The following is a 21,207-nucleotide window of genomic DNA, read 5'->3' on the forward strand; positions in this document are numbered from 1 at the left end:
TCACTGTCGGCAGCTGCCAGCGGCTCTTCGGCCAGGCCCAAGCTCGGCACATCCCGGGCCCTTTCGCTCACGGCCTGCACTCAGGCTTTTCGGGTCCGCGGCAGGAAGATCGCCAGCAGGCCGAACAGCGGCAGGAACGAGCACAGGAAGTACACATACTCGATGCCGTGGATGTCCGCCAAGTGGCCCAGCAGCGCCGCGCCGATCCCACCGAACCCGAACATCAGGCCGAAGAACACCCCGGCGATCATGCCGACGTTGCCCGGCACCAGCTCCTGGGCGTAGACCACGATGGCCGAGAACGCCGACGCCAGGATGAAGCCGATCACCACGCTGAGCACGCTGGTCCAGAACAGGTCGACATGGGGCAGCAGCAAGGTGAACGGCGCCACGCCGAGGATCGAGAACCAGATCACCGCCTTGCGCCCGATCTTGTCGCCGATCGGCCCGCCGAAGAAGGTCCCGGCCGCCACCGCGCCAAGGAACAGGAACAGGTGCAGCTGCGAGCTGGCCACCGACAGGTCGAACTTCTCGATCAGATAGAAGGTGAAGTAGCTGGTCAGGCTGGCCATGTAGAAATACTTGGAGAACACCAGCAGCCCCAGCACCACCAGGGCGCTGAGCACCCGCCCCCTGGACAGGCCGTGGGTCGCCGCCTGGCCCTGCTTGAGCTTGAACAGCTTGAGGTGGTTGGCATACCAGCGGCTGATGGCGTAGAGCAGCGCCACGGCGAACACCGCCAACAGGCCAAACCAGGCCACATTGCCCTGGCCGAAGGGAATGATGATGGCCGCCGCCAGCAGCGGGCCGAAGGCCGTGCCGGCATTGCCGCCGACCTGGAAGGTCGATTGCGCCAGGCCATAACGCCCGCCGGAGGCCAGCCGCGCCACCCGCGAGGCTTCCGGGTGGAAGGTCGAGGAGCCGACACCAATCAGCCCCGCTGCCAGCAGGATCAAGGCAAAGCTGCCAACCTGGGACATCATCAGAATGCCGATCAGGGTGCAGACCATGCCCACCGGCAACAGGTACGGCTTGGGGTGGCGGTCGGTGTAATAACCGACCCACGGCTGCAACAGCGAGGCCGTGAGCTGGAAGGTCAGGGTAATCAGGCCGACCTGGGTGAAGGTCAGGCCGTAGCTGGCCTTGAGCATCGGGTAGATCGCCGGCAGCACCGCCTGGATCAGGTCGTTGATCAAATGCGCCAGCGCCACCGCGCCAATGATGCGCAGCACCAGGGGGCTGCTGTGTGAAGGCGCGGGAGTCGCCACAGAGGCGGACTGAACATTGCTGATAGCCATGAGAGTTTCCGTACAGCAGATGGATGCGCAGTTGCAGGGGTGGCCAATGTGCCATTTTTCGGTGCGCCGCGGCTATCCCCTTAGCTTGCTAACGACTTGAATATTTTGCTTGATGCGCGGCACGGCAAAACATCGGAGCCTGCGTTCAGCGGCACGGCCGACGCAAACCGGCCAATACGGTGTAGCGACTAAAACGCGGACCAGGGTTCACGGCGCGTTGCGCGTGCAATCGCAGGATGCGCTGGCGGCTACAGGAGGGAATTGGATAAACGGTTGATAGCGTAGATAATTTTTTTATAAAAAGCGCTTGACGCCTTACCGTTCTACGCGAATAATGCGCGCCACTTGGCTACATAGCTCAGTTGGTTAGAGCATAGCATTCATAATGCTGGGGTCCGGGGTTCAAGTCCCTGTGTAGCCACCAAGTACCTCAACAAAGCCCGCCTTGTGCGGGCTTTGTTGTTTCTGGCTATCTCTCCACCTTCCCTCCATGTATCTCCTATCCTCGCCAAATAATTGAACTGAGGGGATGCAAGCCCAAAACGCCGCCCCCCCTGCCCCATGAGCGCACCAGCCATTCTCTACGACTACCTGGACCAGACTGCCGCCTTCAATGCCGACGGCCGGATCAACACCACTGTCGTCACCGTTCGCTTCGGCACAGTCCCCAGCGAATGGCTTCACCTCGATGCCACCGATGCCCCTACCAGATCTTGCAGGTGCCAAGCCGGTACAAGTCCTCTATAAAACTGCACTCCCTTCATCCCTAAGGAAAACTTCAGTAATGCACATGGAAGAGCACACACTGAACGAAATGAGCGACGAGCTGAAACTCATGCTCGGCCGCTTTCGGCACGAACAATTCGTCGAGAAACTCGGATGGCGGCTGCCGGCCCATCCGAGCCAGGCAGGTTGCGAATGGGATCAATACGACACCGAGCACGCCCGCTACCTTCTGGCGTTCAATGAAGACCGCGCCATCGTTGGCTGCGCCCGCCTGATTCCCACCACGTTCCCCAACCTGCTTGAAGGGGTGTTCGGCCATACCTGCGCCGGGGCGCCGCCCAAGCATCCAGCCATCTGGGAAATGACTCGCTTCACCACCCGCGAACCGCAACTGGCGATGCCGTTGTTCTGGAGAAGCCTCAAGACGGCCAGCCTGGCGGGCGCAGATGCCATCGTCGGGATCGTCAACAGCACCATGGAGCGCTATTACAAAATCAACGGCGTCCACTACGAACGACTGGGCCCGGTCACGGTGCACCAGAATGAAAAAATCCTCGCCATCAAACTCTCGGCCCACCGCGAGCATCACCGCAGCGCAGTCGCACCGTCAGCCTTCATGTCCGACACATTATTGAGAGAGACCGCTTGATACAGGCCGAGTCGTCCTTCTTGAAGACCCTCAGATATAGCCCATCGCGACGGCGTAAGAGACTGCCTGCACGCGGTTACTGGCGCCGATTTTGCGTTGGATGTTGCGGTGGTGGTAATTCACCGTATCGGTGCACACCCCCATGATCACGCCGATTTCCTCCGAGGTCTTGCCGTCGGCCGTCCAGCGCAGCACATCACATTCCCTCCCGCTGAACTCCACATCCGTATTGAAGACCCGCACGTCGCTCTCCAGCTCGGAAATCTTGTCGTGGACCGCTGCAGCAAACGCTTTGATCACCAGCTTCAACGCTTCGAACTCCTGAAGACTGATGGGATTATCCTTGCGCGCCAGGCTTAACATCCCAACCCTCCCCTGGGTGTTGAACGAGGGTTGTGCCAGGCCGTGGCGTAAATTCGAGTCGTTGGCTTCGGACCACAGATCCGGGCACCCCCGGAACAACTCGTTGCTCCACAAAATGGGGGACGACGAGACTTTGCTGTGCTTCACCGTGGGATCGATCACCGCGTAGTTAGCCGCCTGATATCGTTGCACCCAGTCCTCGGGATAATTGCCATACATATAAGTCCTGGGCCGCATGAACGGAGTCACGCTGCACATGCCGTAGGCAAAAAAATCAAACCGTAGTTCGCGCAAGGCCCTCAACGCGACAGCTGTAAACTCCTGCATATCCATGGTTCGCGCAAAGATACTATAAAAGTACGCATCCCATCCCAACTGCTGCCCTAATTCCATTCTGAGCACCACCAAAGTTGAAAACAGGCCGTTAGCCTAGACCAACCTGACACCCTGTCAACAAGCAAAACCACACCGCCATAGGCTGCTTCGCACTAGCACTAGATTTATTGCATCTAATACAACTAACTAAATAGAACATTGCATCCTGACGATGCTAGCAAGCCATTACCGCCTCTCAGCCGACGAATGAACCTGCCTCTTCATAATAATGCAACAGTTCACCCGGTGGACTGCAGCCAGCCCGTTCATGTCCTACATCACTACAAGATCTGGTAGTTCCACCCCCAAGAAATGCAGGTGTATAAACAACACCCGCTCGGCACGGCCACGAAGGAACAATAGTTAAAAACTGTAAATATTCACCCGCGCCAATTAACTAAATATTTACTTTCAAAAACACAACCCCAACTAAGGAGGATGCTGCCCATGCCTGCTTCGCTTTCCCCTAGCGGCTTTAATGATCACCTTGAACTTCGCCAAAAAAATCGCGCCACGGTCGAACAGTACATGCGCACTAACGGCAAAGATCGCCTGCGTCGTCATGAATTGTTCACTCAGGATGGCAGTGGCGGTTCCTGGAACACCGAAACCGGTGAACCCCTTGTGTTTAAAGGCCACACGAAGCTGGCTGCCCTCGGCGTATGGCTGGAGAAGTGCTTTCCGGACTGGCAATGGCACAACGTCCGGGTGTTTGAAACCGATAACCCCAACCACTTCTGGGTGGAAAGCGACGGTCGCGGCAAGACCCTGGTTCCCGGTTACTCCGAAGGTTATTGCGAAAATCATTACATCCATTCTTTCGAACTGGACGACGGCAAGATCACGCAGAACCGTGAATTCATGAACCCCTTCCAACAACTTCGCGCCTTGGGCATCCCCGTTCCAAAAATCAAGCGTGAAGGTATCCCCGCCTCATAACACCCCTTATTCATTGGAGATTGAGCATGCCCAATAGCACAGCGCAACAACTAACCGCTAGCGACATCACTGAACTTCGCCGCAAGAACCGCGCCACGGTCGAGCAATATATGCGCACCAAAGGCCAAGACCGCCTGCGCCGCCATGAACTATTTACCGAAGATGGTTCAGGCGGCTTATGGACCACCGATACCGGCGCGCCGATTGTAATCAGTGGCAAGGCCAAGTTGGCCGAACATGCTGTTTGGTCACTCAAGTGCTTCCCGGACTGGGAGTGGTACAACGTCAAAGTATTTGAAACCGATGACCCTAACCATATCTGGGTCGAGTGTGATGGCCACGGCAAGATCCTCTTTCCCGGTTATCCGGAAGGCTATTACGAGAACCACTTCCTGCACTCCTTCGAGCTGGAAGACGGCAAAGTAAAACGCAATCGCGAATTCATGAACGTCTTTCAACAACTGCGCGCCCTGGGTATTCCAGTGCCGCAAATCAAACGTGAAGGCATTCCAACTTAATCCTCGTGAGAGTGATCGCATCATGGAAGACTTACTGAAACGGGTTCTAAGTTGTGAAGCGTTCCAGCAGCCTCAATGGAGCGAACCATCACAATTGCATGACGCGCAGGCCTACCTCAGGGACAGCGCCTCATTGATTCGAGTGGAAGACATCCTGGTGCTGCGCGCCACCCTGGCGCGTGTAGCGGCCGGCGAAGCGATGGTCATCCAGTCCGGTGACTGCGCCGAGGACATGGATGAAAGCACTCCCGATCATGTGGCCCGCAAAGCAGCGGTGCTGGACATCCTGGCCGGAGCGTTCCGGCTCGTGACCCAGCAACCGGTGGTACGGGTGGGACGGATTGCCGGGCAGTTTGCCAAGCCCCGTTCCAATAACAACGAACGCATTGGCGATCTCGAGTTGCCAGTGTATCGCGGTGACATGGTCAACGGCCGCGAGGCCGTCTGCGGCCATCGCCAGCACGATGCGCAACGCCTGGTTCGAGGCTATGGCGCCGCACGGGACATCATGCAGCACCTGGGCTGGAAAGCGTCGGCAGGCCAGGAGCAACTCATAGGTTCACCGGCCTGGACCAGCCACGAAATGCTGGTACTCGACTACGAACTGCCACAACTGCGCCAGGACGAACAGGGCCGGGTATTTCTCGGTTCTACCCACTGGCCGTGGATCGGCGAGCGCACCCGTCAGTTAACGGGCGCTCACGTGGCGCTGCTCAGCGAAGTGCTCAACCCAGTGGCGTGCAAGGTCGGCCCGGACATTACCCGGGACCAGCTGCTGAGCCTGTGTGAGCGCCTGGACGCCAAGCGCGAACCCGGCCGGCTGACCCTGATTGCCCGCATGGGCGCCCAGAAGGTCGCCGAGCGCCTGCCTCCACTGGTCGAAGCGGTGCGCCAGGCCGGCCACAAGATCATCTGGCTGAGCGACCCGATGCACGGCAACACCATCGTCGCGCCCTGCGGCAACAAGACCCGCATGGTGCAGGCCATCACCGAGGAAATCGCCGCCTTCAAGCATGCCGTGACCTCTGCCGGTGGCGTGGCCGCCGGCCTGCACCTGGAAACCACCCCTGACGACGTCAGCGAGTGCGCTTCCGATGCCGCCGGCCTGCATCAGGTCGCCAGCCGCTACAAAAGCCTGTGCGACCCGCGCCTGAACCCCTGGCAAGCCATTACTGCGGTGATGGCCTGGAAAAACCAGCCCTCCTCAACCCTTGCCTCCTTTTGACTGGAGTTTGTCGTCATGACCGGCATTCCATCGATCGTCCCTTACGCCTTGCCTACCAACCGCGACCTGCCCGTCAACCTCGCGCAATGGAGCATCGACCCCGAGCGTGCCGTGCTGTTGGTGCATGACATGCAGCGCTACTTCCTGCGACCCTTGCCCGACGCCCTGCGTGACGAAGTCGTGAGCAATGCCGCGCGCATTCGCCAGTGGGCCGCCGACAACGGCGTTCCGGTGGCCTACACCGCCCAGCCCGGCAGCATGAGCGAGGAGCAACGCGGGCTGCTCAAAGACTTCTGGGGCCCGGGCATGAAGGCCAGCCCCACCGACCGCGAGGTGGTCGGCGCCCTGGCGCCCAAGCCCGGCGACTGGTTGCTGACCAAGTGGCGCTACAGTGCGTTCTTCAACTCCGACCTGCTGGAACGCATGCGCGCCAACGAGCGCGATCAGTTGATCCTGTGCGGGGTGTACGCCCATGTCGGGGTACTGATTTCCACCGTGGATGCCTACTCCAACGATATCCAGCCGTTCCTCGTTGCCGACGCGATCGCCGACTTCAGCAAGGAGCACCACTGGATGGCCATCGAATACGCCGCCAGCCGTTGCGCCATGGTCATCACCACCGACGAGGTGGTGCTATGAGCCAAACCGCAGCCCACCTCATGGAACGCATCCTGCAACCGGTTCCCGAGCCGTTTGCCCTGTTGTACCGCCCGGAATCCAGCGGCCCCGGCCTGCTGGACGTGCTGATCGGCGAAATGTCGGAACCGCAGGTCCTGGCCGATATCGACTTGCCTGCCACCTCGATCGGCGCGCCTCGCCTGGATGTACTGGCGCTGATTCCCTACCGGCAGATCGCCGAGCGCGGTTTCGAGGCGGTGGACGATCAGTCGCCGCTGCTGGCGATGAACATCACCGAGCAGCAATCCATCAGCATCGAACGCTTGCTGGGGTTGCTGCCCAACGTGCCGATCCAGTTGAACAGTGAACGCTTCGACCTCAGCGACGCGAGCTACGCCGAGATCGTCAGCCAGGTGATCGCCAACGAAATCGGCTCCGGGGAAGGCGCCAACTTCGTCATCAAGCGCACCTTCCTGGCCGAGATCAGCGAGTACGGCCCGGCCAGTGCGCTGTCGTTCTTTCGCCATCTGCTGGAACGGGAGAAAGGCGCCTACTGGACGTTCATCATCCACACCGGCAGCCGTACCTTCGTGGGTGCGTCCCCCGAGCGCCACATCAGCATCAAGGATGGGCTCGCGGTGATGAACCCCATCAGCGGCACTTACCGCTATCCGCCCGCCGGCCCCAACCTGACGGAAGTCATGGACTTCCTGGCGGATCGCAAAGAGGCCGACGAGCTCTACATGGTGGTGGATGAAGAGCTGAAAATGATGGCGCGCATCTGTGACGACGGCGGCCACGTCCTCGGTCCTTACCTCAAGGAAATGGCGCACCTGGCCCACACCGAGTACTTCATCGAAGGCAAGACCCATCGCGATGTACGGGAAATCCTGCGCGAAACCCTGTTTGCCCCGACCGTCACCGGCAGCCCGCTGGAAAGCGCCTGCCGGGTCATCCAGCGCTATGAGCCGCAAGGCCGCGCGTACTACAGCGGCATGGCTGCGCTGATCGGCAGCGATGGCAAGGGCGGGCGTTCCCTGGACTCGGCGATCCTGATTCGCACCGCCGACATCGATAACAGCGGCGAGGTGCGGATCAGCGTGGGCTCGACCATCGTGCGCCATTCCGACCCGATGACCGAGGCTGCCGAAAGCCGGGCCAAGGCCACCGGCCTGATCAGCGCACTGAAAAACCAGGCGCCCTCGCGCTTCGGCAATCACCTGCAAGTGCGCGCCGCATTGGCCAACCGCAATGCCTACGTCTCGGACTTCTGGCTGATGGACAGCCAGCAGCGGGAGCAGATCCAGGCCGACTTCAGTGGGCGCCAGGTGCTGATCGTCGACGCCGAAGACACCTTCACTTCGATGATCGCCAAGCAACTGCGGGCCCTGGGCCTGGTGGTGACGGTATGTAGCTTCAGCGACGAATACAGCTTTGACGGCTACGACCTGGTCATCATGGGCCCCGGCCCCGGTAACCCGAGCGAAGTCCAACAGCCGAAAATCAACCACCTGCACGTGGCCATCCGCTCCTTGCTCAGCCAGCAGCGGCCGTTCCTTGCGGTGTGCCTGAGCCATCAGGTGCTGAGCTTATGCCTGGGCCTGGAACTGCAGCGCAAAGCCATTCCCAACCAGGGTGTGCAAAAACAGATCGACCTGTTTGGCAACGCCGAACGGGTGGGCTTCTACAACACCTTCGCCGCCCAGAGTTCGAGTGACCGCCTGGACATCGACGGCATCGGCACTGTCGAGATCAGCCGCGACAGCGAGACCGGCGAGGTGCATGCCCTGCGTGGGCCGTCGTTCGCCTCCATGCAGTTTCATGCCGAGTCGCTGCTGACCCAGGAAGGCCCGCGCATCATCGCCGACCTGCTGCGGCACGCCCTCATCCACACACCTGTCGAGAGCAACGCTTCGGCCGCCGGGAGATAACCATGCACCATTACGTCATCATCGACGCCTTTGCCAGCGCCCCGCTGGAGGGCAATCCGGTCGCGGTGTTCTTTGACGCCGATGACTTGTCGGCCGAGCAAATGCAACGCATCGCCCGGGAGATGAACCTGTCGGAAACCACCTTCGTGCTCAAGCCGCGCAACTGTGGCGATGCGCTGATCCGGATCTTCACCCCGGTCAACGAACTGCCCTTCGCCGGGCACCCGTTGCTGGGCACGGCCATTGCCCTGGGTGCGCACACCGACAATCACCGGCTGTTCCTGGAAACCCAGATGGGCACCATCGCCTTTGACCTGGAGCGCCAGAACGGCAACGTCGTCGCCGCCAGCATGGACCAGCCGATACCGACCTGGACGGCCCTGGGGCGCGACGTCGAATTGCTCAAGGCCCTGGGCATCAGCGACTCGACCTTTCCCATCGAGATCTATCACAACGGCCCGCGTCATGTGTTTGTCGGCCTGCCGAGCATCGCCGCGTTGTCCGCCCTGCACCCCGACCACCGTGCCCTGTCCAGCTTCCACGACATGGCCATCAACTGTTTTGCCGGCGCGGGACGGCGTTGGCGCAGCCGGATGTTCTCACCGGCCTATGGGGTGGTCGAGGATGCGGCCACAGGCTCCGCTGCCGGGCCCTTGGCGATTCATCTGGCGCGTCATGGCCAGATCGAGTTCGGCCAGCAGATCGAGATTCTTCAGGGCGTGGAAATCGGCCGCCCTTCACTGATGTTCGCCAGGACCGAGGGCCGCGCCGATCAACTGACGCGGGTCGAAGTATCAGGCAATGGCGTCACCTTCGGACGGGGGACCATCGTTCTATGAACAGTTCAGTACTAGGCCAGCCGCTGCTGGGTAAAGGCATGTCGGAATCCCTGACTGGCACACTGGATGCGCCGTTTCCCGAGTACCAGACGCTGCCTGCCGATCCCATGAGCGTGCTGCACAACTGGCTCGAACGCGCACGCCGCGTGGGCATCCGCGAACCCCGTGCGCTGGCGCTGGCCACGGCTGACAGCCAGGGCCGGCCTTCGACGCGCATCGTGGTGATCAGCGAGATCAATGACACCGGGGTGCTGTTCAGCACCCATGCCGGAAGCCAGAAAGGCCGCGAACTGACAGAGAACCCCTGGGGCTCGGGTGTGCTGTATTGGCGCGAAACCAGCCAGCAGATCATCCTCAATGGCCAGGCCGTGCGCTTGCCGGATGCCAAGGCTGACGAGGCGTGGCTGAAGCGCCCTTATGCCACGCATCCGATGTCATCGGTGTCTCGCCAGAGTGAAGAACTCAAGGATGTTCAAGCCATGCGCAGCGCCGCCAGGGAACTGGCCGACGTGCAAGGTCCGCTGCCGCGTCCCGAGGGTTATTGCGTGTTTGAGTTGCGGCTTGAGTCGTTGGAGTTCTGGGGTAACGGCCAGGAGCGCCTGCATGAGCGCCTGCGCTATGACCGCAGCGATACGGGCTGGAAGGTGCGGCGTTTGCAACCCTGAATAACGCAGGTATTTGCACGAGACCCGCCTCGTTGACGAGTCAGCCAAGGTGGCATGACTCGCTCAATACAGAGCTGGCGCGGTTCAATGATTAATGACAGGAGTTACTAAATGTGTGGTCTCACAGGATGGGTAGACTATACGCGCAGGCTCGAAGGGGAAGACCCTGCGATTCGCGCCATGACCAATACGCTGGCACTGCGCGGGCCTGATGCGCAAGGCATATGGAAACATCGACACGCCCTGCTGGGGCATCGGCGGCTGGCGGTCATCGACCTGAGCGGCGGTACCCAGCCAATGGTCTATCGCTTTGCGGACGGCCAGGAGGTCTCGCTGGTCTACACAGGGGAGGTCTACAACCACGATGCGTTGCGCGACCAGCTACGACAGGCGGGGCATGAATTTCAGACTCGCAGCGATACCGAGGTCGTGCTGCATGCCTACCTGGAATGGGGCGAGCGTTGCTGCGATCACCTGACAGGCATGTTCGCCTTCGCCCTGTTCGACGGACGCGATGGCCACCTGCTGTTGGTACGCGATCGCCTGGGGATCAAGCCGCTGTTCTATGCCCGGCATCGCGAAGGGCTGCTCTTCGGCTCGGAGATCAAGGCCATCCTGGCTCACCCGGAGTTCACTACGGGGCTGGAAGTGACGGGGCTGGTCGACGTGCTCACGCTGTCGAAGGGAACCGCCCAGACGCCTTTCAGGAACCTGATGGAGCTGCTTCCCGGCCACTTCCTGTCCTGGCGCCCCAATGGGCAGATGAAGATCCAGTGCTACTGGAAAGTACGCCGTCAGGAGCACCAGGACGACCTGCAGACGACCGTGCAACAGACCCGCGAGTTGGTCACCCACGCGTTGGGTTCGCAGTTGTATGCCGACGTTCCCGTGTGCTCGCTGCTGTCCGGCGGGCTCGACTCCACCACCCTCACGGCCATCGCGCAACGTATCGTCAAGGCGAAGACCGGCGGGGATATCAATTCCTTTTCGGTGGACTTCACTGGCCAGTCCGCGCAGTTCAAGAGCGACGACCTGCGTCCCGACCAGGACCAGCCCTTTGCCCTGTTGGCCGCGGAGTTCATCGGTAGCCGGCACCAGACCGTCCTCATCGACAACGAGGAGCTGATCTCCGACCTGGCGCGCGAGGAGGTGTTCCGCGCCAAGGACGTACCGTTCACCTTCGGCGACATGGATACCTCGTTGAACCTGTTGTTCAGGGAAATTCGCAAGCACTCCACGGTGGCCATCTCCGGGGAGGGCGCCGATGAGGTCTTCGGTGGCTATGGCTGGTTCCGTGATCCTCAGGTCATCGCCTCCGCGTCCTTTCCATGGGCGTCGCGGGTGAAGTTGCCGGCCGCTTTTATCAATGCCGACTTCAACCGCCAATGCGATCTCGCCCAGTACCAACAGGCGAGCTACGACGATGCGCTGCGCCAGGTCGAACACCTGGCGCAAGACAGCCCGCACGAGCGCCGGATGCGCGAGCTTTGCCACATGCACCTGAAACGCTGGATGGTGATGCTGCTGGATCGCAAGGACCGCCTGAGCATGTGCAACAGCCTCGAGGTACGTGTGCCGTTCACCGATCACCAATTGGTCGAGTACATCTATAACGTGCCTTGGTCGATCAAGAGCAAGGATGGCGAGGAGAAGTGGCTGCTCAAGCAGGCCTGTGCCGACTTCGTACCGGAGGCGGTGCTCAAACGCCGCAAGAGCCCCTATCCGACCTCAGCCGACCTGGGCTACGAACGCTTCCTGCGCCAGAGTGCCCGGCAGCTTCTGCAGGACACGGGGAACCCGGTGTTCGGCATCGTATCCCACGCCTATATGGCCGAGGAACTGCGCCAGCCCGAGGGCCACTTCAATACGCAAATGAGCCGGCACAGCCTGGAAACAGCGCTGGCGCTGGATGCCTGGCTACGTTTGCACGGGATCTCGGTCTGATACGAGCCTGAGGCAGCCACAGGCAGGCCCGCCGGCCTGTGGCTGCCATTGCCGGCACGGTGTTTCTACCTTGACTCAAGGCGCCCCGCGCCCCGCGCCTTCAATGCCAAAGCCCAAGCCCCCAGAAATCCCAGCGGCGCCACCGGCCGCCTCCAGGCCAGCGTCCGGCATCGGGCCTTGCCCGCAAGCACCGGCAATCCCGGCACCGTAGCGCCCAGCGAAAGGGTCAGCATGGGCCCGCTCACTGTTGTACATTCCTCCCCACGGACGACACATCATTTACCCAGTGAACGGAGTTCAACGCGTGTTCTCGACCCTCAATCCGCGTCACCGCCGGCTTGCCAGTTTCTCGCTGCTAGCCGTCGCCTTAAGCCTCGCCGCCTGCAACGCTTCCGCCCCTTCCCACACCGCCCTGCCCCCCGCCCCGGAAATCGCTTCGGGTTATCGCACCGACCTGCAAGTGCAGCACGCCGACCGGCATATGGCGGCCGCGGCCAACCCGTTGGCGGCCGAAGCCGGGCGCGAAATGTTGCGCAAGGGTGGTTCGGCCATCGATGCGGCGATTGCCATGCAAGCGGTATTGACCCTGGTGGAGCCGCAGTCGTCGGGTATCGGCGGCGGGGCCTTGATCGTGCTCTGGGACGGCAAGGCGGTGCGCACGTACGACGGTCGCGAAACCGCGCCGGCCGGGGCCACCGAGAAGCTGTTCCTGCAAGCTGACGGCAAGCCCATGCCGTTCCCGCAGGCACAGATCGGCGGCCGTTCGGTGGGTACGCCCGGCGTGCTGCGCGCCCTGGAACTGGCCCATGAAAAACACGGCCGCCTGCCGTGGGCGCAGCTGTTCGAGCCGGCGATTCGCCTGGCGGACCAGGGTTTCCCGATCTCTCCGCGCCTGCACAGCATGATCGTCGCCGATCCGTACCTGGCGAAATCGCCGGACATGGCCGCCTACTTCCTGCAGGCCGATGGCACGCCGAAAGCCGTCGGCACCCTGCTGAAAAACCCGCAGCTGGCCGCCGTGCTCGAACGCATCGCCAAAGAGGGCCCGAACGCTCTGTACCAAGGGCCGGTCGCCCGGGAAATCGTCGCCAAGGTGCAGGGCCACGCCAACCCGGGCAGCCTGTCGCTCAACGACCTGCAAGGCTACCGCGCCAAGGAGCGCGAACCGCTGTGCACCGACTACAAGCGCTGGCAGGTCTGCGGCATGCCGCCGCCTTCGTCGGGCGGTATCGCCCTGGCGCAGATCCTCGGCACCCTGCAGGCGCTGGAAGCCCGCGATCCGCGTTATGCGCTGCCACCGTTGAAGCCGGCCAAGACCAGCCTGCCAGCCGGCCTGGAACCGGCGCCTGAAGCGGTGCACCTGATCGCCGAAGCCGAACGCCTGGCCTACGCCGACCGCGCTTTGTACGTGGCGGATTCGGACTTCGCCCCGGTGCCGATCGCCGGCCTGGTCGCCCCGCAGTACCTGGCGCAGCGCGCCGCCTTGATCGGCGAGCGCAGCATGGCCAAGGCCGAGCCCGGCAAGCCCCAGGGCATCCAGGTGGCCTACGCCCCGGATCGCTCGCCGATGCGCATCTCCACCTCGCAAGTGGTGGCGGTGGATGACCAGGGCGGCGCGGTGTCCATGACCACCACCGTGGAGGCGGCCTTCGGCTCGCACCTGATGGTCCAGGGCTTCATGCTCAACAACCAGATGACCGACTTCTCCTTCATCCCCGAAGAGAACGGCCAGCCGGTGGCCAACCGCGTGCAGCCGGGCAAGCGCCCACGCTCGTCCATGGCGCCGACCCTGGTCTTCGATCGCGACAGCGGTGAACTGCTGGCCACCGTCGGCTCGCCGGGCGGCTCGCAGATCATCGAGTACGTGGCCAAGTCGGTGATCGGCATGCTTGACTGGAACCTCGACCCGCAAGCCGCCATCAGCCTGCCCAACTTCGGCAGCCGCAACGGCCCGACCGAACTGGAGCAAGGCCAGTTCACCCCTGGGTTGAAAGCGGCGCTGAAAGCCAAGGGGCATGAGCTGAGCGACATCGACATGACCAGCGGCACCCAGGCGATCGTGCGGGTGCGCGATGCCCAGGGCAAAACCTGGTGGGCCGGCGGCGCCGATCCACGCCGTGAAGGGGCAGCGCTGGGGGATTGAGGCCAACGCAGGAGAACCCAAAGGGCTTGCCGCGAGGTGGGCCCTTTTTATTTTTTACGCCGCGCAAGCGCAGGCATGGGTGGTGAATGCTGTATGCCGATTTTTCCTGCGTTCTGTGTCTGACGCCGTCTTTCGATCGCTCCTAGCATCAGTTTTTTTGGCCGAGGTGCAGGCGATGAACCCGATTCCCGGCGGTATCGATTTTTCAGGCTTAACAGTGCGCCGACTGACGGCCGACGACCTCGAACTGGTCTGCCGGCACCGCGAGGCGATGTTCCTCGAAGCGGGAGGCGAACCCGCGGCCCTGCAAGTGATGAGCGAACACTTCCGCCCCTGGCTGCGCGAGCGTTTGCCCGATGGCCGCTACTACGGTTTTGCCCTGCTGGACGGCCAGCAACCGGTGGCGGCCATTGGCTTGATGAGCATCGACTGGCCGCCCCACCCGGCCCATCCGACCCAGGACCAGCGCGGTTATGTGCTCAATGTGTACGTCGAACCCGCCTACCGGCGCCGAGGGCTGGCCTCGGCGCTGATGAAGCTGGCGGAAGCCGAATTCATCCAGCGCGGGCTAAGCTTTGCCGTGTTGCATGCGACCGAGGTGGGCAAGCCGGTGTATGCCGGATTGGGCTGGGCGGCCACCGCGGAAATGGCCAAGGTGCTGAACACAGGCCTGTAGCCGCTGCCGAGCCCGCGAGGCTGCGAACGACCCCGCCGGGGGCGCAGGAATCTTGAGACCGCTGGAGGACCTTCGGTCCTATCGCAGCCTTCGGCAGCGGCTACAGGGGCCAATGGGCTTTCGACTGGTGCGTTACGCCTTTTGGGTAGCCGCTGCCGAAGGCTGCGATCGACCGGAACGGGCGCAGCGATCTTACTGGCGCCGAAGGCCCTTCGGGCCTTATCGCAGCCTTCGGCAGCGGCTACAGAATCCTTTAGGGCTTCAAGAAATGCGCATATCTCACAGTCACAGAATGTCGCAGTAACAGCGTTGCGACTCCATCTCTTCCACCCTATGGTTCGACCATCGCTGCAAAACCAGCGAACAGGCTTGGCGGCCTGATAGAATCGAGGCGCACAAGCGCCCCCACCTTTGCAGGCGCTTTTTTTTGCGCCCGCATACCTGCGTTATGACGGGTTGCGTGGGAGAGCCTTCGGGTTCGCCGGTTGCCTTGATTCCCGGTCCGCCAATCCTGCGTAACCCGTCACCCTGATCTGTTTGGCGGCAGACAGTGATGATTCTTCGAATCAAGGAGGTTCACCATGAAACACACCCTCAATCCGTCCCCTTCCTCCCTGCACACCCTCGGCGAAATAACCTTTGCCAATTGTGGCGAAGACCAACGCCCGCTGCTGCGGGTCAACGCCGACGTGCCCCTGGCCGATGCCCTGGAACACGCCTCGTTGCTGCTACATCTGGCAAAACAGTTGACCCTGGACGCGGCCATGGAACCGCAGGCGGACCGCTATGCTTGGGCGGCACATTACCTGGGTGAGATGGGTAAAGCGGTGATGGATGATGTGCACACCGCGATGACAGCAGGCGCTGATCGACACTGAGCAACACCTCTGGGACGGGTAGCCTCGGTGACTATCCGTCCATCGCCTTCCTCTCTCATCCCATTGCTTAAGTCCCATGACGGGACTAGGATTTCGAGCCATGAGGATTATCGCCGTCAGTCATTTGAAGACGTTCTGGGAACAGCACCCGGATGTCGAACAACCGCTTCTGGCCTGGATCGATGAAGCGCGCAACGCCAACTGGTCCACCCCGGCGCAGATCAAGGAGCAGTTTTGCAGCGCCAGTATTCTTAAAAGCCGTCGTGTGGTGTTCAACATCAAAGGCAATGACTACCGCTTGGTAGTTGCCGTGGCTTACCGCTTTGGCGCCCTCTACATCAAGTTCGTTGGCACTCACCAGCAGTACGATGCCATCGACGACGACCGCGTTGAAATGGAGTAACGACCATGCAGATTCGCCCCATCCACACCGATCAGGATTACCGCGCGGCACTCAAGCAGGTGTCGGCGCTGTTCGATAACGAGCCCGAACCCGGCACCGCAGAAGGCGACTACTTCGACGTGATGATCACCCTGATCGAAGCCTATGAAGCCAAGCACTTCCCCATCGACCTGCCCAACCCGATCGATGCCATCAAGTTCCGCATGGAGCAATCGGGCCTGTCGGCCGCCGACCTGGCACCGGCCATCGGCCGAACCAACCGGGTCTACGAAGTGCTCAACGGCAAACGCGCCCTGACCCTACCAATGATCTGGAAACTGCACCAACTGTTCGGCATCCCCGCCGAGAGCCTGATCAAGCCGGTGAAATCGGTCTGAGCGGTTCTCGATCAGGCACCAATGATCCAGGTCCTCCCCGCTCGCCGAGGGTCATTCTTGGTCGCGAATCCCCTCCAGCCTTCAATGATTTCTGACCGTCGAATGCCCCCGATAAACGAGTGGAACTCAACGACACCGCCCAGCGTTTTCGAGTCGATGCCCCCGGACAGTGTGGTCGAACTCTATATCCCGCTGAAAAACTGATGCCGCGATCGGACGAGCTGCCGACCAGTTGACAGGCCTCTGTCAGCAAAAGGACTCATGATCCCGCTATGCTCTGTAGCAGTCCAAGGCAACAGAGCGAAGGTCCGATGAGTTTCCAGGCGCCAGTGTTGAAGCAGATACCGGGCATCCGTCACGAGTTTTCGCGTATCGGGGCAACAAAGCCCGCCAACCTGTTCTTCTGCTCCCAGGCCCACACCGGCGAGGTGGTGGAGGCCAGCACCACCCTGCCCAGCGGCATCATCCGCGGCGACGCGGTGTTCACCCGCACCGGTCGCCCCATTGCGGTGATCACCGCCGACTGCCTGCCGCTGCTGATCAGCAGCGAAGACGCCTCGTGGGTCGCCGCGGTCCATGCCGGCTGGAAAGGCTTGCACGGCGGCATCATCGACAATGTGCTGCAGCACTTCGCCGCCAAGGGCATCGCCGCCCATCAGCTGCGCGTGGCGTTCGGCCCGTCGATCAAGCCTTGCTGCTACGAAGTCAGCCCGGATTTCATTAACACCCTGTCGGCCACCCAAGGCCACCTGTGGTCGCCGGAGCAGACACCCTGGAGCCAGGAGCGCCCCGCGCCACGGCTGCCCCCGGAGATTGCCCCGCCAGCGCCGACCCGGCCGGACTCGCTGTGGTTCGACCTGAGCCTCTATGCCCTGAACCTGTTGCGCGCGGCAGGCATCGATGAGGAACAGATCGAACACTGCGAGCACTGCACCTACTGTTCCAGCGCGACCCTGGCCAGCTATCGCCGCCGCGGCCACCGGGGCGAGGAGAAGTCCTTCCAGTATTCCTGGATCGGGCGCGCCTGAAACCGCATCTTCAGATTTATCGCGATAGGTCCTTGGCATCGCACCGGGTTAATCTTGCGCGCCCTGTAGACCCACAAAGGAATGATCGTGTCTGACAAGCTCTATGCCCCGCCTCAAGCCCAGCTGGCCACTGCCAGCGACGTGCAGCGCCCTTTCTACGTAGTGTCCAAGACCAAGTTCATGACCCTGTTCATGCTGACCTTCGGCCTCTACCTGCTGTACTGGGCCTACAAGAACTGGCAGCAGTTCAAGCAGGCCAGCGGACAACCCATGTGGCCCACTGCCCGGGCCATGCTCATGCTGTTCTACACCCACGCGCTGTACCGCGAAGCCAATACCCTGATCAAGAAAAACGGCCGTCGCCATGACTGGCTACCGTGGGACCTGGCTTCGCAGTTCGTGGTGATACTGCTGATCAGCCACGGCCTTGATGGCATGTCCAAAAGGCATCCCGACAATCTGTGGCTGGATATCGCCAGCCTGGTGCTGTTGCCGATCCAGGCGCTGGTGACCTTCAAGGGCCAGCGCGGCCTCAACGCCGCCGCCGGTGACCCGCTGGGCGAAAGCAACGCGCGGTTCACCCCGATCAACTATGTGTTCATGGCTCTCGGGGCAACGCTGTGGTGCACGATGCTGTACTACATGGCCACGACTGTGAACTGAGCCCGGGCCTCAAACGCTCACATACACCCACGCCTCGATCCCGGACAGCAGCACCACGCTCACGCGCTTGTAGTCCGCCACCTCGTAGCTGTCCGCCGCGGCCAGCTCCTGGGCAGTAATGCGAAACACCGTGCCCGGGATCGGCGCGCTGGCCGCGCTGCCCGGGCGCAGGATCGGGTGATGGGTCTTGCCGCTGGTGGCCAGCACCTGGGGGTCGGTGATCTGCACCCAGGCCTGTTCATACCCCGGCAGCGCGTCCGCGTTGCCCTCCAGCTCGCGACCGAAGTTGGCCAGTTGCACGGCCTTGTCCTGCAAGGTGCCGTAGGAAAACAGGTACTGCGACGCTTCAGTGGCAACGCTCATTGCTCACTCCAGAATTCAACGGCTGATTTTCAATGCCTGGCGCGCCGCATGGCGCTCCAGCGCCAACTCGATCAGGCGGCTGACCAGTTCGCTATAGGTCATGCCCGCGGCCTGCCACAGCTTCGGATACATGCTGATGCGGGTGAAACCGGGCAGCGAATTGATCTCGTTGATCAGCACTTCGCCACCCTGGGTCAGGAACACATCGACCCGCGCCAGCCCCGAACAGCCCAGCACCTGGAACGCCTCGACCGCCAGGGTGCGAATCCGCTCGCTGACCTCTTCGCTGAGGTCCGCCGGCACCACCACCTGGGCCGCCTGGTCGTCGATATATTTGCTGTCGTAGGAATAAAAACCGCTACCGACCACGATTTCCCCACAACCGCTGGCGATCGGCTGATCGTTGCCCAGCACCGCGCATTCGATCTCGCGACCGCTGACCGCCGACTCCACCAAGACCTTTTCATCGAAACCCAGCGCCAGCTCGATCGCCGCGTGGTATTCCGCCGCGCTGGTGACCTTGCTCACGCCCACGGACGAGCCCTGGTTCGCCGGCTTGACGAACATCGGCAGGCCCAGTTTGCCCTGCGCCAGGGCAAAGTCGGTGCGCGCCGCGGTGGCCCGGTTCAGGGTGATAAAAGGCGTCACCGCCAGGCCGGCATCGCGCAGCAGGCGCTTGCTGATGTCCTTGTCCATGCACACCGCCGAACCCAGCACATCGGAACCCACGAACGGCAGGTCGGCCATGCGCAGCAGACCCTGCAGGCAACCGTCTTCGCCGAGGGTGCCGTGGACGATGGGGAAAATCACATCGACGTGGCCCAGCAGTTCCTGGCTGGAGGTTTCCACCAGTTGCTGGCTGGCCTTGCCCGGCACCACCGCCAGTTCGCGGTTGGACCGGTTGAGGGCGATCAGCGCCGGGTTTTCCTGGTTGATCAGGAAGTTCGAGGTGTCGTTGAGGTGCCAGTGGCCGTTCTTGTCGATGCCGATCAACACCGGTTCGAAGCGCTCGCGATCCAGCGCATCGACGATGTTGCGCGCCGATTGCAGCGACACTTCGTGTTCGGCCGAACGGCCACCAAAAATAATCCCGACCCGCAGCTTGCTCATGGTTTGTTCCCGTTAAAAAAGTGGTTCAGCGCTTGTATCGGACCGCTCAAGCCGGCTGATGTCGCAGGTGAATCAGCGCCACCCGCTCATTTTGTTTGTTCCGGCGTTCTTCGATGGCGAACGGCACGAAACCGATCTTGGGATACAGCAGCAGGCCCGCCACGTTGTCATTGAAGCAGGACAGGGTCACCTGCGCGGCCTGGTGCTTGTCCCGGGCAATGCGCAGCATCTCGCCGATCAGTTGCCCGGCGACACCCGCGCCGCGGGCCTCGGGATCGACGATGACATTGCCGATGGTGCAGGTGCCGTGGGTGCCCCATTGGTAGAAGTTGGCGAAACCCAGCACCTGGCCGTCCCGCTCGATCACGGTCGAATCAGAGCGCTGGGCAATGGCGTCGCGCAGTTGCTCGTGGGTCAGCGGCCAGGTGGCCGCCGGGAAAAAGAAAAACAACTCGCCGGGATCCCGGGCAAAACCACAGATCCGTGGAATATCCCGATCCTGCACGGGGCGAAAAGCAAAGCTCATGTCCTGTCTCCTGACCCTGAAAATCCATGGCGTGCGCCCAGCCCCGGTTTCAGCGATTGGCCACCAGATGGGCGCCGAACAGCAGGTAGCAACTGCCGGCAAAGCGGTCCAGCCATTTGCGCGAACGACTATAGACGGCAGCCATGCGGTTGCTGGCGAAGAACAGCGCGACGCAGCAGTACCAGGTGAACGACAGCGAAGCCATGGTGAGCACGGCCAGGGCCAGCAGCAACGGCGGCGGTGACGCCGGCATCGAGGTGGCGAAAATGGTGGCGACGAACAGCGCCGACTTGGGGTTGGTCATATTGCCGAGAAAGCCCAGGCGATAGGCCGAGAACAGGCTACGGCCCGACTCGCCAGGCAAGCCATTGCCAGCCCCGGTCGGCGCCGGCTTGCGCCTGAACTGCTTGAGGCCAAGGTAGATCAGGTAGCAGCCGCCGGCGATCTTGAAGGCCAGGTACAGGGCCGGGGCCGCGCTGAACAGCGACTTGATCCCCAGGCCGCCGGCCAAGCCCCAAAGCACCGTGCCAGTGGCGACGCCCAGCGCCGCGGTCATGCCATGCCGGCGCGAACAGCTGGCGGCCAATTGCGCCGTGGTAAAGAAATTCGGCCCCGGTGTGACCACGGCCACGGTCCAGAGCAACGCCAGCGACAGCAGCGGGCCGGCATACAGCCAATGTTCAAGCGCCATGACACAGACCGCCTTTTGTCACATGAGGGGGGACGCTGACGCTACTCCACCTCGGGCTCATGGATCAACAGGTCGCCCGGCTGACACTCCAGGTATTGGCAGATCGCGTCCAGGGTCGCGAGCCGCAGGCCCTTGACCTTGCCCTGCTTGAGCAGGGACAGGTTGGCCTCGGTGATGCCGATCGCCGCGGCGAGGTCCTTGGATTTGACCTTGCGCCGGGCCAGCATCACGTCCAGCTGAATGACAATTGACATACTGA

The 21,207-nt window shown here is 62.0% G+C and carries 23 protein-coding genes and 1 tRNA gene; 17 read left to right on the plus strand and 7 right to left on the minus strand.

Annotation, left to right across the window (positions count from 1 at the left end; all coding sequences use genetic code 11):
- Positions 1-80 precede the first annotated feature (80 nt).
- Positions 81-1,298 (minus strand): MFS transporter, encoded by a 1,218-nt coding sequence (locus tag C4K27_RS25940; protein WP_007923205.1) that lies wholly within the window; start codon positions 1,296-1,298, stop codon positions 81-83.
- 347 nt (positions 1,299-1,645) lie between these two features.
- On the opposite strand from C4K27_RS25940, the gene C4K27_RS25945 reads away from it, so the two are divergent.
- Positions 1,646-1,722 (plus strand) — tRNA-Met (locus C4K27_RS25945).
- A 360-nt stretch (positions 1,723-2,082) separates the two neighbouring features.
- The gene (locus C4K27_RS25950; protein WP_007923204.1) at positions 2,083-2,673 is read left to right on the plus strand and encodes an acyl-homoserine-lactone synthase; all 591 of its coding nucleotides are present in this window, start codon (positions 2,083-2,085) and stop codon (positions 2,671-2,673) included.
- Positions 2,674-2,703: 30 nt separating this feature from the next.
- Here the strand turns inward: C4K27_RS25950 and C4K27_RS25955 are convergent, their stop codons facing one another.
- Positions 2,704-3,429, minus strand: coding sequence for an autoinducer binding domain-containing protein (locus tag C4K27_RS25955; protein ID WP_053262618.1), 726 nt, complete (start codon positions 3,427-3,429; stop codon positions 2,704-2,706).
- Between the two features lie 429 nt (positions 3,430-3,858).
- On the opposite strand from C4K27_RS25955, the gene C4K27_RS25960 reads away from it, so the two are divergent.
- The 15 genes from C4K27_RS25960 (at position 3,859) to C4K27_RS26030 (ending at position 18,258) form a co-directional block, all read left to right on the plus strand.
- Positions 3,859-4,350, plus strand: coding sequence for a PhzA/PhzB family protein (locus C4K27_RS25960; protein WP_053262619.1), 492 nt, complete (start codon positions 3,859-3,861; stop codon positions 4,348-4,350).
- A gap of 26 nt (positions 4,351-4,376) precedes the next feature.
- Positions 4,377-4,868: a PhzA/PhzB family protein gene (locus C4K27_RS25965; RefSeq protein WP_053262620.1), complete on the plus strand. Its 492-nt coding sequence runs from the start codon at positions 4,377-4,379 to the stop codon at positions 4,866-4,868.
- A 22-nt stretch (positions 4,869-4,890) separates the two neighbouring features.
- Positions 4,891-6,093 (plus strand): 3-deoxy-7-phosphoheptulonate synthase, encoded by a 1,203-nt coding sequence (locus C4K27_RS25970; protein WP_053262621.1) that lies wholly within the window; start codon positions 4,891-4,893, stop codon positions 6,091-6,093.
- Between the two features lie 15 nt (positions 6,094-6,108).
- Entirely contained in the window at positions 6,109-6,732 is a 624-nt protein-coding gene (locus C4K27_RS25975; RefSeq protein WP_053262622.1) for an isochorismatase family protein, read from the plus strand.
- Positions 6,733-6,752: 20 nt separating this feature from the next.
- On the plus strand, positions 6,753-8,642 hold the full coding sequence (locus C4K27_RS25980) for an anthranilate synthase family protein (protein ID WP_394325651.1): 1,890 nt from the start codon (positions 6,753-6,755) through the stop codon (positions 8,640-8,642).
- A 2-nt stretch (positions 8,643-8,644) separates the two neighbouring features.
- Complete coding sequence (locus C4K27_RS25985; RefSeq protein ID WP_053262624.1) at positions 8,645-9,481, plus strand: PhzF family phenazine biosynthesis protein; 837 nt, start codon at positions 8,645-8,647, stop codon at positions 9,479-9,481.
- Positions 9,478-10,146 (plus strand): phenazine biosynthesis FMN-dependent oxidase PhzG, encoded by a 669-nt coding sequence (gene phzG / locus C4K27_RS25990; protein WP_053262625.1) that lies wholly within the window; start codon positions 9,478-9,480, stop codon positions 10,144-10,146. Before C4K27_RS25985 ends, phzG begins: the two co-directional genes overlap by 4 nt.
- Positions 10,147-10,257: 111 nt before the next feature.
- Positions 10,258-12,090: an asparagine synthase (glutamine-hydrolyzing) gene (asnB, locus tag C4K27_RS25995; protein ID WP_053262626.1), complete on the plus strand. Its 1,833-nt coding sequence runs from the start codon at positions 10,258-10,260 to the stop codon at positions 12,088-12,090.
- A 304-nt stretch (positions 12,091-12,394) separates the two neighbouring features.
- Positions 12,395-14,233 (plus strand): gamma-glutamyltransferase, encoded by a 1,839-nt coding sequence (gene ggt, locus C4K27_RS26000; protein ID WP_053262628.1) that lies wholly within the window; start codon positions 12,395-12,397, stop codon positions 14,231-14,233.
- Between the two features lie 175 nt (positions 14,234-14,408).
- Positions 14,409-14,909, plus strand: coding sequence for a GNAT family N-acetyltransferase (locus C4K27_RS26005; protein WP_053262679.1), 501 nt, complete (start codon positions 14,409-14,411; stop codon positions 14,907-14,909).
- 581 nt (positions 14,910-15,490) lie between these two features.
- On the plus strand, positions 15,491-15,787 hold the full coding sequence (locus C4K27_RS26010) for a DUF3077 domain-containing protein (protein WP_053262629.1): 297 nt from the start codon (positions 15,491-15,493) through the stop codon (positions 15,785-15,787).
- 100 nt (positions 15,788-15,887) lie between these two features.
- Positions 15,888-16,190, plus strand: coding sequence for a type II toxin-antitoxin system HigB family toxin (locus C4K27_RS26015; RefSeq protein ID WP_053262630.1), 303 nt, complete (start codon positions 15,888-15,890; stop codon positions 16,188-16,190).
- Positions 16,191-16,195: 5 nt separating this feature from the next.
- A complete protein-coding gene (locus C4K27_RS26020) occupies positions 16,196-16,567 on the plus strand; it encodes a helix-turn-helix domain-containing protein (RefSeq protein WP_053262631.1) in 372 nt (123 codons plus the stop codon).
- Between the two features lie 311 nt (positions 16,568-16,878).
- Positions 16,879-17,595 (plus strand): purine nucleoside phosphorylase YfiH/LACC1 family protein, encoded by a 717-nt coding sequence (locus tag C4K27_RS26025; RefSeq protein WP_053262632.1) that lies wholly within the window; start codon positions 16,879-16,881, stop codon positions 17,593-17,595.
- Positions 17,596-17,676: 81 nt separating this feature from the next.
- A complete protein-coding gene (locus C4K27_RS26030; protein WP_238437400.1) occupies positions 17,677-18,258 on the plus strand; it encodes a hypothetical protein in 582 nt (193 codons plus the stop codon).
- Between the two features lie 9 nt (positions 18,259-18,267).
- Here C4K27_RS26030 and C4K27_RS26035 read toward each other — a convergent pair whose 3' ends face one another.
- The 5 genes from C4K27_RS26035 to C4K27_RS26055 are packed head-to-tail and all read right to left on the minus strand — an operon-like array spanning position 18,268 to position 21,202.
- Entirely contained in the window at positions 18,268-18,621 is a 354-nt protein-coding gene (locus C4K27_RS26035) for a gamma-glutamylcyclotransferase family protein (protein WP_053262633.1), read from the minus strand.
- Between the two features lie 15 nt (positions 18,622-18,636).
- A complete protein-coding gene (gene ddlA, locus C4K27_RS26040) occupies positions 18,637-19,731 on the minus strand; it encodes a D-alanine--D-alanine ligase (protein ID WP_053262634.1) in 1,095 nt (364 codons plus the stop codon).
- A gap of 46 nt (positions 19,732-19,777) precedes the next feature.
- Positions 19,778-20,257 (minus strand): GNAT family N-acetyltransferase, encoded by a 480-nt coding sequence (locus tag C4K27_RS26045; protein WP_053262635.1) that lies wholly within the window; start codon positions 20,255-20,257, stop codon positions 19,778-19,780.
- Positions 20,258-20,306: 49 nt separating this feature from the next.
- Positions 20,307-20,948 (minus strand): LysE family transporter, encoded by a 642-nt coding sequence (locus C4K27_RS26050; RefSeq protein ID WP_053262636.1) that lies wholly within the window; start codon positions 20,946-20,948, stop codon positions 20,307-20,309.
- A gap of 41 nt (positions 20,949-20,989) precedes the next feature.
- Positions 20,990-21,202, minus strand: coding sequence for a helix-turn-helix domain-containing protein (locus C4K27_RS26055; RefSeq protein ID WP_009050838.1), 213 nt, complete (start codon positions 21,200-21,202; stop codon positions 20,990-20,992).
- Positions 21,203-21,207 lie beyond the last annotated feature (5 nt).

It is taken from the genome of Pseudomonas chlororaphis subsp. chlororaphis (assembly GCF_003945765.1).
GTDB classification, from domain to species: Bacteria; Pseudomonadota; Gammaproteobacteria; order Pseudomonadales; family Pseudomonadaceae; genus Aquipseudomonas; species Aquipseudomonas chlororaphis.

What these genes read in the sequence shown, in the direction of transcription:
- C4K27_RS26025 (WP_053262632.1), top strand. Translation starts at nt 16,879, where the DNA reads ATGAGTTTCCAGGCGCCAGTGTTGAAGCAGATACCGGGCATCCGTCAC.
- C4K27_RS26015 (WP_053262630.1), top strand. Translation starts at nt 15,888, where the DNA reads ATGAGGATTATCGCCGTCAGTCATTTGAAGACGTTCTGGGAACAGCAC.
- C4K27_RS26050 (WP_053262636.1), bottom strand. Translation starts at nt 20,948, where the DNA reads ATGGCGCTTGAACATTGGCTGTATGCCGGCCCGCTGCTGTCGCTGGCG.
- C4K27_RS26045 (WP_053262635.1), bottom strand. Translation starts at nt 20,257, where the DNA reads ATGAGCTTTGCTTTTCGCCCCGTGCAGGATCGGGATATTCCACGGATC.
- C4K27_RS25965 (WP_053262620.1), top strand. Translation starts at nt 4,377, where the DNA reads ATGCCCAATAGCACAGCGCAACAACTAACCGCTAGCGACATCACTGAA.
- C4K27_RS26005 (WP_053262679.1), top strand. Translation starts at nt 14,409, where the DNA reads ATGAACCCGATTCCCGGCGGTATCGATTTTTCAGGCTTAACAGTGCGC.
- C4K27_RS26010 (WP_053262629.1), top strand. Translation starts at nt 15,491, where the DNA reads ATGAAACACACCCTCAATCCGTCCCCTTCCTCCCTGCACACCCTCGGC.
- asnB (WP_053262626.1), top strand. Translation starts at nt 10,258, where the DNA reads ATGTGTGGTCTCACAGGATGGGTAGACTATACGCGCAGGCTCGAAGGG.
- C4K27_RS25955 (WP_053262618.1), bottom strand. Translation starts at nt 3,429, where the DNA reads ATGGAATTAGGGCAGCAGTTGGGATGGGATGCGTACTTTTATAGTATC.
- C4K27_RS25940 (WP_007923205.1), bottom strand. Translation starts at nt 1,298, where the DNA reads ATGGCTATCAGCAATGTTCAGTCCGCCTCTGTGGCGACTCCCGCGCCT.
- C4K27_RS25975 (WP_053262622.1), top strand. Translation starts at nt 6,109, where the DNA reads ATGACCGGCATTCCATCGATCGTCCCTTACGCCTTGCCTACCAACCGC.
- C4K27_RS25980 (WP_394325651.1), top strand. Translation starts at nt 6,753, where the DNA reads ATGGAACGCATCCTGCAACCGGTTCCCGAGCCGTTTGCCCTGTTGTAC.
- C4K27_RS26055 (WP_009050838.1), bottom strand. Translation starts at nt 21,202, where the DNA reads ATGTCAATTGTCATTCAGCTGGACGTGATGCTGGCCCGGCGCAAGGTC.
- C4K27_RS25985 (WP_053262624.1), top strand. Translation starts at nt 8,645, where the DNA reads ATGCACCATTACGTCATCATCGACGCCTTTGCCAGCGCCCCGCTGGAG.
- C4K27_RS26035 (WP_053262633.1), bottom strand. Translation starts at nt 18,621, where the DNA reads ATGAGCGTTGCCACTGAAGCGTCGCAGTACCTGTTTTCCTACGGCACC.
- C4K27_RS26020 (WP_053262631.1), top strand. Translation starts at nt 16,196, where the DNA reads ATGCAGATTCGCCCCATCCACACCGATCAGGATTACCGCGCGGCACTC.
- C4K27_RS26030 (WP_238437400.1), top strand. Translation starts at nt 17,677, where the DNA reads ATGATCGTGTCTGACAAGCTCTATGCCCCGCCTCAAGCCCAGCTGGCC.
- ddlA (WP_053262634.1), bottom strand. Translation starts at nt 19,731, where the DNA reads ATGAGCAAGCTGCGGGTCGGGATTATTTTTGGTGGCCGTTCGGCCGAA.
- C4K27_RS25970 (WP_053262621.1), top strand. Translation starts at nt 4,891, where the DNA reads ATGGAAGACTTACTGAAACGGGTTCTAAGTTGTGAAGCGTTCCAGCAG.
- phzG (WP_053262625.1), top strand. Translation starts at nt 9,478, where the DNA reads ATGAACAGTTCAGTACTAGGCCAGCCGCTGCTGGGTAAAGGCATGTCG.
- C4K27_RS25950 (WP_007923204.1), top strand. Translation starts at nt 2,083, where the DNA reads ATGCACATGGAAGAGCACACACTGAACGAAATGAGCGACGAGCTGAAA.
- C4K27_RS25960 (WP_053262619.1), top strand. Translation starts at nt 3,859, where the DNA reads ATGCCTGCTTCGCTTTCCCCTAGCGGCTTTAATGATCACCTTGAACTT.